Origin of the sequence: Ponticaulis koreensis DSM 19734, assembly GCF_000420665.1 — a bacterium.
Taxonomy (GTDB): Bacteria; Pseudomonadota; Alphaproteobacteria; order Caulobacterales; family Hyphomonadaceae; genus Ponticaulis; species Ponticaulis koreensis.
Window position 1 is genome coordinate 151,400 of sequence record NZ_ATVJ01000002.1, and the last position, 11,808, is coordinate 163,207.

An 11,808-nucleotide genomic window follows, 5' to 3' on the forward strand; every position below is an offset into this window, starting at 1 on the left:
GATAGTTGAGCTAATCTGATTCTTCAGTTGCCGAGACGTGTCTTGTTCGTCTGGCATACAGCTTTTGGGAAGCGTGTAAAATGTCTGCGCCAGATTTTGGGCAAAGCTGAGACAGAACACGGCAGTTGAAAGGAAATCGCGGAAACAGGCAGGTGTCACGCGTTTAACCAATGGGGACTGTGATACCCAAGCTCGAAGACCGTGCAACGCGTCACAATTTTGCCTCAGGCATATCTGACATCTTATCCTGATGATTTGACTGGCGATGCGGCGCAAATCAGTCAATGTCAGACGAAGCGAACATCCTAGGAATTGTAGGAGTAGGAATGAAAAAGTCGTCCCACGGAAATTCTCACGGCGAAGAACATGAGAAGCATCCGCGCCATGGCTTTTTTGGTTGGCTGCGAGCCCGCTTCTTTGCTGGGCTTGTGATCTCGATCCCGATTGTCGTGCCTTTGATTCTTGTCGCTGTTGCGGTGTCATGGATTGACGAACGTCTGAAGCCGGTATTGCGCTCAGCTATCCCGCAACGAGTCCGGGATTATGACTTCGGTCTTTTCACGGTCGATACTTTGATTGGATACACGCCGGGTCTCGGCGTGCTGTTCGCAGTGATTTTACTTACATTGCTTGGAGCGATCGCTGCAAACCTGATCGGTCGATCAGTGATTCGAACCAGTGAACAGCTGTTCGAGCGTCTGCCAATTCTGCGTACGCTTTACATGCCGCTCCGTCAGTTGGTTGAGATTTTCAGTGATAAAGACAGCTCGTCATTCAAAGAAGTTGTTCTGGTCGAGTACCCGAAAGAAGGGACTTGGGCGGTCGGCTTTTTAACGTCACGCTCCAAGGACGAAATCGGCGCTAAACTCGGGCAGGATTTTCTGGGTGTGTTCGTTCCAACAACGCCTAACCCGACGTCTGGATTTCTCATTTACGTACCCGCAGAGAAGGTAAAGCATCTGTCTATGAGTGTAGAAGATGGTGCGAAGCTCATCGTTTCGGCCGGTGTCGTTTCCCCAAAGCACGTGGAAGAAACAGACGGGGAAGAACCCGCTCCGGACACCGATCAAACCTGAGCTTTGCTGGCCTTTGTGGGGCTAAGTAGCTTCATTAGAGTTGTATATGTTTCGGGAATGCCGTTTTCGCGTTCGTCAATGTAGATGGCGTTGTCATTGGCAATCTGCAGCAGATCCTGATGGCGTGTGAGGTCCAGAAAGCGAAAGTCCGGCAAACCGCTTTGTTCGTTGCCCAAAATGTCTCCCGGCCCTCTGAGTTTGAAGTCCACTTCGGCGATGTAAAAGCCGTCATTGCTATCTCTCAGCGTTGAGAGACGCTTTTTAGCCGTTTCGCCAAGAGGCGGATCGTATACCAGAAGGCAAAATGCAGGCTTATCGCCCCGACCGACGCGTCCGCGTAACTGATGCAGCTGGGCAAGCCCGAAGCCTTGTGCGCCTTCGATCACCATAATCGTCGCTTGATGAACATCGACGCCGACCTCGATTACCGTGGTGGCGACAAGGATTTTTGTGCCGCCAGCTTTGAAGGTTTCCAGTGCTGCTTCTTTGTCTTTTGCGGCAAGGCGTCCGTGAACCAGCCCGACCTGTTCTGGAAATAGCTCGTCCAGCATGGCCGCCCGGGAAATCGCGGACGGCGCGTCGGTATCGTCTTCAACACGAGGGCAAACCCAAAATACTTGTTCATCTCGACCGAGCACACGCTGAACGCCGGAGAGAATGTCACCTAACCGACCGCTCGGCATGATACGTGTGTCCACCGGTTTACGGCCTGCTGGCTTCTCATCCAGAATACTGAGGTCGATGTCACCGTGCACAGTCATTGATAGTGAACGGGGGATTGGAGTCGCGCTCATAATCAACAGGTGCGGCGCAGAAGCTTTTGTTGCCAGACGGACTCTGTCGCTCACGCCAAACCGGTGCTGCTCGTCGATGACCACAAGAGCGAGATCCTTGAACTCAACATTATCCTGAAACACGGCATGAGTACCGGACAGCACCTGAATGTAGCCAGATCTGATGTCATCCAGAATGCTTTCTCGGGCTTTTCCTTTGTCCCGCCCCGTGAGGCAGACGGAGCGAATACCAAGTGGGGTGAGGACAGAACCAATACTGGCCTCCAATTGTCTCGCCAGGACTTCGGTTGGCGCCATAATAACTGCCTGTTTGCCGGAAGAGACTGCAAGGTAAAGTGCAAATGCAGCCACAGTCGTTTTGCCAGAGCCGACATCGCCCTGAAGCATTCGCTGCATAGGGTGTGTGTTCTGAACGTCCGCTGCGATTTCCCTGCAAGCCCGTTCCTGAGCGGACGTCATCGGGTAAGGAAGTGAAGACGCGAAACTGTTCAGTACCATTTCTGAAACATTCAGCACTGGAGCAACTGAGCTAATGGTTTCTGCGCGTATTTCTCGGAATTTCAGAGCTCGGGCAAATGCCTCGTCATAGGCTAGCCGCTCGCGCGCATTTGAAAGAACTTCCGGTTCGAGTGTTTGCGGTACATGAAGACGTCCCAGCGCCTCCATGAAGGACGGCCATTCATGTCGTCGAAGCAAGGTATCATCGAGCCATTCTGGCGGTTCAGGAACCAGATTTAAGGCTTGTCGAATGAAGCCCAACAACCTTCGGTTCGTTATGCCCGCCTGCAGTGGATAGACCGGTTCAATCAAAGGAATCTGGTCGATCTTGTCGGCGGGTACGACATAGTCGGGGTGTGTCATCTGTCGCTGACCATGAAAGTCTTCTATCTCACCGGACACAACGACTGTTTCTCCAATGGGAAACTGCTTCTGTAGGTAACCGCTGTTGGAATTGAAAAACACGAGTGTAAGAAATCCGCTATCATCTGCTAAACGGATCTTCTGCAGCTTTGAGCCTCGCGGCGCGACATTGAAATTCTGAACGATCCCGCTGACAGTTTGAGTTTCTCCCGGCGTCGTTTCATCAAACCGGGTCTGTAAGGATCGGTCGATCCAGCGATGTGGCAGATGGCTGATCAGGTCGAACAGGGTCGCGCCACCGATAAGGCCTCTCAGAGATTCGGCCAGCTTTGGTCCGATCCCGTCGAGCGTGGAAATCGGCTTCGTCCACGCTTTACAGATGTCGTCGGAATTCAAGTTAGCCCCCGAATGTGCAGATTGATTTGGAATTGAAGCAGACTTGTCCTAAGTGGCAAGGCGAAACTTTTTCAGGAGAATATTATGGATGAGCGGCGGAGAAAGCTAACCTTTCGTGCCTGGCGTCGTGGGTTCAAGGAAATGGACCTCCTGATGGGTACATTTGCTGATAAATACATTGAAGACATGTCCGATGCCGAGCTCGACGAGTTCGAAGCTCTTCTTGCTGTTGAGGACTGGGATGTGTTCGGCTGGATTACCGGCACGAAAGAGGTTCCTGCAGTGAATCAGGGCCCGATACTTGAACGCCTGAAGCAATTTAAGTACGCCGCCTAACCGGACCCTCTCTTCAAAAAATTGAAACTTTCATGACCGCTCTTCAGGAACTGCGCGCTGGCGTAGATGTCGAAACGATCTATTCCGCGCCGTTTGGTGCGGAGCTATTGGAAATCGTACGTGAAGCGCGTGCGTCTGATCGAACAGTCTTATTCGTAGTGTCTGATGACCGGCGCGCGCAGGCCGCGGCGCAGATTGCCGAGTTTTACGATCCAGCGCTTGAAATTCTGCGACTGACCGCCTGGGATAATCTACCGTATGACCGGGTGAGCCCCACGGCTGCTGTCGCATCAAGACGCTGTGCCGCGCTAGCGGCTCTGGCTCAGGATTCTGAACCGAAAGCCCGCTTGGTCATTACGACATCAGCTGCGATCGCTCAGAGGTGCGCCCCGAAAGAAACGCTAAAAGATGCGTCTCTTGCTTTGAAGCCCGGCCAGATTATCGCTCAGGATACATTAGACAGCTTCCTCATTGCCAACGGCTATACGCGCGTTCCAACCGTTCGAGACCGCGGCGAGTATGCTCAACGAGGCGGTATCGTTGACATTTTTGCTCCCGGAGAGCCGGAGCCGGTCCGACTCGACTTTTTCGGAGACGCGCTCGAGTCGCTCCGGTGTTTTGATCCTGAAACCCAATTGTCGACGCGCCAGCTGAAATCGGTTGAGTTCTCTCCGGTCAGCGAAATCTTTTTCACCGATGAAGCGCTATCGCGTTTCAGAACCAAATTCATTGAAACATTTGGACCGCCAGCCGGCGATCCGATGTTTGAGGCTGCGCGATCTAAAATCCGTCGTCAGGGCATTGAGAACTGGCTGCCTCTATTTCACGATCACCTGGATACGGTTTTCGACTATCTTCCTGCGGGTTCCATCATTGCGTTTGATCCAAACGCAATAGAGTCTGCCAAAGAAAAGTTTGCTCAGGCAGAGGATTATTTTCAGGCACGTGAGCATGCTGCCGGAAACAAGGAAAACGCACGCGTGCTCGCGCCCGTTGCGTTGTACATTCCGTGGAAAGAAGCTGAAAAGCATCTTGGGCAATTTTCGTCCGCGAGGTTCTCACCCCGCGATACCGATCCCGGTGCTGGTCACTTAAGCCTCGACGTCCGTGCGGCGCGAGACTTCGGGCCTGAGCGGGCGCAGAATCAAAATGTATTTGATGCTGTCAATTCTCACATCCAATCGCTTCGCGCGCGAGGAGATGCGGTGTTGCTTGGCGCGTGGTCAGATGGTTCAGCCGATCGCCTTATCAATGTACTGAATGACCATGGACTGGATTCCATTCAGCGGGCTTATAGCCTTGATGGCGCCCGGTCCGCAGGGCTCGCAATCGCCGAATTGCCATTGGATGCGGGTTTTGAGCTGGAAGGCCTGAGCGTCCTATCGGAACAAGACATTCTGGGAGAACGGATCAGCAGGCCACGTAAGCGTCGTAAAGCAGCGAATTTCATTGCAGAGGCTGCATCTCTCACGCCTGGCGATCTTGTTGTTCACGTTGAACATGGTGTCGGGGTCTACAAAGGACTCGTCACAGTCGAGGTGTCTGGTGCACCCCATGCTTGCCTCGAGCTTCACTATCACGGTGGAGACAAGCTGCTGTTACCTGTCGAGAATATCGAGCTTGTTTCGCGATACGGCTCAGATGGCGGCGAAGGCGTTCTGGACAAGCTGGGCGGAACTGCCTGGCAGAGCCGCAAAGCGCGCGCCAAAAAGCGTATCATGGAGATGGCCGACGGCCTCATCAAGATCGCTGCAGAGCGGGCTATGCGCAAGGGCGTGGTCATAGATGAGGGGCAGGGCGTTTATGAGGAATTCTCGGCTCGCTTCCCATACGAAGAAACCGAGGACCAGCTCCGCGCTATTGAAGAATGCCTCGGTGATCTGGCATCCGGAAAACCAATGGATCGCCTTATCTGCGGTGATGTTGGTTTCGGCAAAACCGAAGTCGCTTTGCGCACCGCATTTGTCGCGGCAATGTCTGGCGTACAGGTCGCGATTATTGCTCCGACGACGCTACTCGCACGTCAGCACTATCAGACATTCAAGGATCGTCTGGCTGGTTGGCCGTTGAAAGTTGGCCAGTTGTCGCGACTGGTTACGACAAAAGAAGCCAACCTCACTCGGGAAGGCCTCAAGACTGGTAGTATTGATATTGTCGTCGGTACGCACGCTGTTCTCGCAAAGAATGTCGACTTTCAGAACCTTGGCTTGCTTGTCATCGATGAAGAACAACGTTTCGGCGTGAAGCACAAAGAACGCCTGAAAGAGATGAAATCGGGCGTCCATGTCCTGACACTGTCGGCGACACCCATCCCGCGTACACTTCAAATGGCGCTCACAGGTATTCGTGAGCTATCGATCATCGCCACGCCGCCAGTCGACCGTCTGTCGGTCCGAACCTATGTAACCGAATTCGATATGCTGACGATCCGCGAGGCTCTGCTACGAGAGCGCTATCGTGGTGGTCAGGCGTTTATCGTCGCACCGAGGGTGAAAGACCTGCCGGAGCTGGAGCGGTTCCTGAAAGAGAATGTTCCTGAAGTGAGCTTCATTACGGCTCATGGCCAGATGGCTGCCGGTGAACTCGATGAAATCATGACGGATTTCTACGATGGGAAGTATGATGTTCTGCTCTCCACAACGATCGTAGAAGCCGGTCTTGATATCCCGCGCGCGAACACCCTGATTCTGTACCGGGCGGATATGTTCGGCCTTGCGCAAATGTATCAGCTGCGAGGACGTGTCGGCCGCTCCAAGCTCCGCGCTTACGCCTATTTCACGACACCAAAAGACAAGATGCTCACCGATTCGGCGGAGAAACGTCTCAAGGTCCTCCAGTCGCTCGATAGTCTTGGCGCAGGCTTCATGCTTGCTAGCCATGATCTGGATATGCGTGGTGGCGGGAATCTGCTCGGGGATCAGCAGTCCGGCCATATTCGTGAAGTTGGCGTCGAGCTTTATCAGAACATGCTTGAGGACGCCGTCAAAGCGCTTCAGCAAGGTGGTGAAGACTTCGAGGACGATTGGTCTCCGCAAATCAATCTCGGGCTCGCGGCACTCATCCCGGAAGACTACGTCGCTGATCTCGGCACGCGTATGAGCCTCTATCGACGTCTGGCTGACGTGGAAAACAACGACGACCGGGAAGCGTTCGCGGCGGAACTGATTGATAGGTTTGGTCCGCTGCCTGATGAGACCGTGCAGCTTCTTGATATCGCGTCGATTAAGGCAGCTTGTAAAACGTTGGGGATCGCTAAACTCGATGCTGGACCGAAAGGTGCAGTGTTCGCCTTCCGTGATAAGTCGCCTGTTGAACCAGGCAAGCTTGTTGCGCTGGTCCAGAAGCGGCCGAACCAGTTGAAGCTACGTCCAGACTTCAAATTAGTCCTCAGCGCGAGCTGGAACAACGCCACACAAAAAGCGCGAGGCGTTCGACAATTGCTTGGTCAGCTTCAGGCGACGTTAGACTGAGCGCCGCGGGCAGCAGATGCGGGGCGATCCATCAAACGTTTCATGAAATGCGCAGCTGATTGGGTCGGCTGTAGCTCGTTCAACTCAAACCGAAAGCTGAAATACTCTCCGGTTTTCGAAGGCGTCATTTCCAGTACACGACGCGCCCGATCAAGAGCGCCTTCGGCCTCGACGACAGATGCGCCCGGCATCGTGATAACAAAATCCGCCCAATCGGCGCGTGTGACAAAATCCTGCTGCCTGACAACCGAATGAAGCAGAGCGGAGAAAGGGCTTAGCCCTGTAGCGGAGAAGGCATCGCCTGATTCGAGTTTGAATGGCTGAACGACAGCGCCCGTGATGGGTTGGGACAGCCGCCGAGCCTGTGCGGCCTGTTCGAGAATGTGAAGTTCTGCGAATTCGCGGCTGAAACAATTAGAGTACGTGTCTCGAGCCGGCGCCAGGCAATCAGGTGCATGAACAGGTGCTGAAATAATACTGTTCTCAACAAAACGCGTCATAGAGGCGGATGCCGTTTCGAAGTCCGCACCAACACGAACAAGCGCAGACAGTGCATCGAGACTGTCTGGCAGCACTTCGCCGGTATCTGCAATGCCGATTACGGGCATGGATTTCAGATCCGCGCGGCCATGAACGTGATCTAACAGCTCGTACGGATAGAATGCATTCCGAATGTGAACAACAAAAGCAGCCGGGTTGTGTGTTCGAAGTGCTTCGAACGCGGTCCGTTCAGAGAGTACAGCTTCAACGGCGTGCCCCTTTTCGGTCATCGCCCGCTTGAATTTCAAATATAGAGCGCTCGGCTCTCCGTAGAACAGAATCGATTTGCCTCTGATCGATGTGAAGCCATTCGGGTTCACGAAACTGGCGCCCATCTTATCGAGCGTCTGACGTCGCAGTTCGGCTTCACGAAGCACCTGCTGCTGGCGCTGGTGGATGCGAAACTGCTGAACAAACGATGTTACGGAAGGAGAAAGTGCGAAGCCTTCAGGGCTGTTCACCGAAGTTTCGAATGGTGACGCGAGCAGGGCGCAGAACTGATTATCAGGTGCATCGAACGCCGCTGTGTCTACCTCGGTCGAGAAACCGTCAATCAGTACGCCCGCAAGAGACGCCGGATCAGCTCCACGGGCTGCCGCAGCTATACCGAACCGTGCGAGCTCATCTTTGAGATAATCTCTACGGCTGTCATCTGCGATCAAAGCGATTTGAGTGAACATTCGTGGCACCGTCAGACCTGATTTTGTTGACCTCCTGTTTGACGGTTTAGGGTTAACGGCAGGTTATGCCATTCGCTTACAGGCTTGCCGCTAGGGGAGGGGTTTTCATTTCTGCGAAAGCTGCCGAAACTCTCTCTCAGATAAAAATGCGAGGGAGAGAAAAATGGCTAATGGGCCTCTCAACGGTTTGAAGATTGTCGAATTTGCAGGGATTGGTCCCGGCCCATTCTGCGGGATGCTACTTTCCGATCTGGGCGCGGACGTGGTGCGCGTTGATCGCCCGGGGCCGCCTGGTGGCTCAAAAAATGATGTCACGGGTCGCGGCAGACGCTCGATCGCGCTCGATCTTAAATCTCCGGAGGGTATCGAGACGGCTCTCAAGCTCGTCGAGAAAGCGGACGCGATTATTGAAGGGTATCGCCCCGGCGTGATGGAGAAAATGGGGCTCGGCCCGGATGTGGCACTCGCACGAAATGCAAAGCTTGTTTATGGGCGGATGACTGGGTGGGGGCAGTTTGGTCCGCTGTCTAAAGCTGCTGGCCATGATCTCAACTATATAGCTCTGACGGGCGCTCTGGGCGCTATGGGGCACGCTGACAGACCGCCTGCGCCACCGCTCAATCTTGTCGGCGACTATGGTGGCGGCGCCCTCTATCTCGCTTTTGGCATTTGTGCAGCATTGCTTCATGCAGAAAAGACCGGAGAGGGGCAGGTGATTGATGCGGCCATGACAGATGGCGCGGCCTCGCTTAGCGCCATGTTCTATGGAATGAAGGCGTCCGGGCTTTGGTCGTCAGACCGTAGCGACAACCTTCTTGATGGCGGAGCTCACTTCTACGACACATATGAGTGCTCCTGTGGAGGATATGTGTCTATTGGCTCAATTGAGCCTCAGTTCTATGCGCTACTTCTGGAAAAAGCCGGCATCCAGGATGAGCAGTTTACCAAGCAGATGAGTAAGTCTGACTGGCCAGAACTAAAACAGAAGCTTTCTGATATCATTAAGCAGAAAACACGCGATGAATGGAGCGACATCATGGAAGGCACCGACGTCTGTTTTGCGCCGGTATTGACTATGGACGAAGCTCCGTCGCATCCGCACAATTTGGAGCGTAAAACATTCGTTTCTGTCGAAGGTGTCGTGCAGCCTGCACCTGCCCCGCGCTTTTCTAAGACGCCCGGAGCGGTTCAGGCGCCGCCCCCGAAACGTGGTGAGCATTCTAAAGAAGTCTTGAAGGAATGGGGTATCAGCTAAGATGACGTATCTTGAGGGGACAACAGGGCGGCGGCGTATATATCTAATGCGCCATGGCCATGTTGATTATTTATCCGAAGAAGTCGTGCAATCCAAAAATCCAAGGCTTGCGCGGCTAACCCCTCAAGGACAGGAAGAAGCTAACGCCGCTGGTCAGGCTTTGGCGGCTATCCCATTTGATATTCTGATGTGTTCAGGGCTGCGACGTAGTCGGGAAACCGCGACGTTTGTTCAGGACTGGCAGGCTGGTACTCCGCCCGAACTCGAAGATGATCAGCGGTTTGAGGAGTTGAATAGCGGGACGTTCATAGAGTTTGAAAGCCGCGAACAGCTCGCTGCGACGATGACGTTCCAGTTTGAAAATGCAGATAAACCCGGCGCAACATTTCTGGACGGCGGTGAGAAATTCACCGACGGACGCGAGCGCGCAATTGCGGGGCTATTGGCGCTGATAGACCGTCCCGGCTGGAGTAACGCGCTCATCGTGGGGCATGAAGGTATTAACCGCGTGATTTTGAGCTGGTTTTGTAACGCTGGACTGAACGCTTCGGTCAGTTTCGAGCAAGACACCGGTTGCATCAATATTCTGGATGTCGATCTCGTACCTGATGGTTCGGGTCACGCCATTGAGCGAAAACTCATCAAGGCGGTAAATCTCACGCCGCTAAACTACGAAAAGCACGGCATGAACCTCCGTAGCCTGGAAGCCATATTCCATCGGGACTGAATATCTGTTCAGGTATGTTTTCTGCTCCTCTGTTTTATGAACAGATGGCAACAGAAATGTTCTGATAGCGTTCAGATGGGATCGGGTAGTTTGAACTCACTGAGCGATAGAGCCGTTTAGCTTTCTCGCTTTTGTGTCCTTCTTGCTAACTGGCCGATGTTTTTCATCGGCCATTCTTTTATTCAACAAGTGTTGAATTTTTATAGATCCTTGAATACAGATGCCGTTATCGGGGCGAGGAAACCCGCAATGTCGAGGAAAGAATCATGAAGAAAACCTATTCCGACGCAGCCGCCGCTTTGGACGGTCTGTTGTTCGATGGGATGACTATTATGTCCGGCGGATTTGGTCTGTGCGGCATTCCAGAACTTCTTATCGAAGCGATTCGCCAGTCCGGCGTGAAGGACCTGACCATCATTTCGAACAATGCTGGTGTTGATGGGTTTGGACTTGGGCTTCTGCTCGAGAATCGTCAGGTCAAAAAGATGATTTCCTCATATGTGGGCGAGAATAAAGAGTTTGAGCGCCAGTATCTGAATGGCGAGCTCGAGCTTGAGTTCAACCCACAAGGTACGCTCGCCGAACGGTGTCGCGCAGGCGGTGCAGGGATACCGGGTTTCTATACGAAAACAGGCGTAGGCACTGTGATTGCCGATGGCAAAGAACACAAAGACTTCAACGGTGAGACGTATATCCTTGAGACAGGCCTCGTAGCTGACCTCTCGATCGTGAAGGCTTATAAGGGCGATGCGCAGGGCAATCTTGTCTACAATGCGACGGCTCTGAACTTCAATCACGATATGGCTACAGCGGGGCGTGTGACCATCGCTGAAGTCGAAGAAATGGCGTCGGTCGGAGAACTCGATCCAAACTTCATCCATACGCCTGGCATTTTCGTTCAACGCATTATTCAAGGCGCTCACGAGAAGCGGATTGAAAAAGTTACAACACGTAAGCGCGAGGAGGCCTGAGTTATGCCTTGGACAAGAGATCAGATGGCTGAGCGCGCAGCTCAGGAGCTTGAAGACGGTTTCTACGTGAACCTCGGAATTGGTATCCCTACGCTCGTATCGAATTACATCCCGGACGGCGTTGATGTGACATTACAGTCTGAAAACGGCATGCTCGGAATGGGCCCATTTCCGTATGAGGGCGAAGAAGATCCGGACCTTATAAATGCCGGAAAACAGACGATCACGACACTTGATCGTTCTAGCTTTTTCTCTTCATCGACCAGCTTTGCGATGATTCGTGGGGGCCACATCAATCTTGCCATTCTTGGCGCGATGGAGGTTGCTGAGAATGGTGATCTGGCGAATTGGATGATCCCGGGAAAGCTCGTAAAAGGTATGGGCGGTGCGATGGACCTCGTAGCTGGCGTCAAGCGCATTGTCGTTGTGATGGATCACACCAACAAGGCGGGCGAAAGCAAACTGCTCAAAGCGTGTACTTTGCCGCTCACAGGACAGGGTGTGGTCGACCGGATTATTACAGATTTGGGTGTTTTTGACGTCGTCGAAGGCGGACTAAAACTCGTTGAGCTCGCGCCTGAAGTCACTGAAGATGAAGTGCGCAGTAAAACTGAGGCGACCCTCGTTTAGGTCACTTGCCTGAATTTAATATTCTGGCGAATTGATTATTCGCCAGCGAGTTGGGTATAGCTGCTATTATGA

Annotated in this window: 9 protein-coding genes; 7 read left to right on the forward strand and 2 right to left on the reverse strand. The window is 53.2% G+C overall.

The annotated features are described in order from the left end of the window. Nucleotides 1-326 precede the first annotated feature (326 nt). The gene (locus tag G523_RS19235) at nt 327-1,076 is read left to right on the forward strand and encodes a DUF502 domain-containing protein (RefSeq protein WP_022695418.1); all 750 of its coding nucleotides are present in this window, start codon (nt 327-329) and stop codon (nt 1,074-1,076) included. Here G523_RS19235 and recG read toward each other — a convergent pair. After that, complete coding sequence (recG, locus tag G523_RS0112590; RefSeq protein ID WP_022695419.1) at nt 1,067-3,127, reverse strand: ATP-dependent DNA helicase RecG; 2,061 nt, start codon at nt 3,125-3,127, stop codon at nt 1,067-1,069. The genes G523_RS19235 and recG overlap by 10 nt on opposite strands. Nucleotides 3,128-3,211: 84 nt before the next feature. On the opposite strand from recG, the gene G523_RS0112595 reads away from it, so the two are divergent. Then, the gene (locus G523_RS0112595; protein ID WP_022695420.1) at nt 3,212-3,463 is read left to right on the forward strand and encodes a succinate dehydrogenase assembly factor 2; all 252 of its coding nucleotides are present in this window, start codon (nt 3,212-3,214) and stop codon (nt 3,461-3,463) included. Between the two features lie 32 nt (nt 3,464-3,495). Continuing rightward, on the forward strand, nt 3,496-6,933 hold the full coding sequence (gene mfd, locus G523_RS0112600) for a transcription-repair coupling factor (RefSeq protein WP_022695421.1): 3,438 nt from the start codon (nt 3,496-3,498) through the stop codon (nt 6,931-6,933). Here the strand turns inward: mfd and G523_RS0112605 are convergent. Next, nucleotides 6,915-8,153, reverse strand: a complete 1,239-nt coding sequence (locus G523_RS0112605; RefSeq protein WP_022695422.1) for a hypothetical protein — start codon at nt 8,151-8,153, stop codon at nt 6,915-6,917. The genes mfd and G523_RS0112605 overlap by 19 nt on opposite strands. A 163-nt stretch (nt 8,154-8,316) precedes the next feature. Between G523_RS0112605 and G523_RS0112610 the strand changes: the two genes are divergently transcribed. The 4 genes from G523_RS0112610 to G523_RS0112625 all read left to right on the forward strand — a co-directional run bounded on the left by G523_RS0112610 (nt 8,317) and on the right by G523_RS0112625 (nt 11,736). Next, nucleotides 8,317-9,408 (forward strand): CaiB/BaiF CoA transferase family protein, encoded by a 1,092-nt coding sequence (locus tag G523_RS0112610; RefSeq protein WP_022695423.1) that lies wholly within the window; start codon nt 8,317-8,319, stop codon nt 9,406-9,408. 46 nt (nt 9,409-9,454) lie between these two features. Further along, a complete protein-coding gene (locus G523_RS0112615; protein ID WP_233347300.1) occupies nt 9,455-10,135 on the forward strand; it encodes a histidine phosphatase family protein in 681 nt (226 codons plus the stop codon). A gap of 266 nt (nt 10,136-10,401) precedes the next feature. Further along, on the forward strand, nt 10,402-11,106 hold the full coding sequence (locus tag G523_RS0112620) for a CoA transferase subunit A (RefSeq protein WP_022695425.1): 705 nt from the start codon (nt 10,402-10,404) through the stop codon (nt 11,104-11,106). A gap of 3 nt (nt 11,107-11,109) precedes the next feature. Further along, a complete protein-coding gene (locus G523_RS0112625; protein ID WP_027441717.1) occupies nt 11,110-11,736 on the forward strand; it encodes a 3-oxoacid CoA-transferase subunit B in 627 nt (208 codons plus the stop codon). The last annotated feature ends 72 nt before the right edge of the window (nt 11,737-11,808 follow it).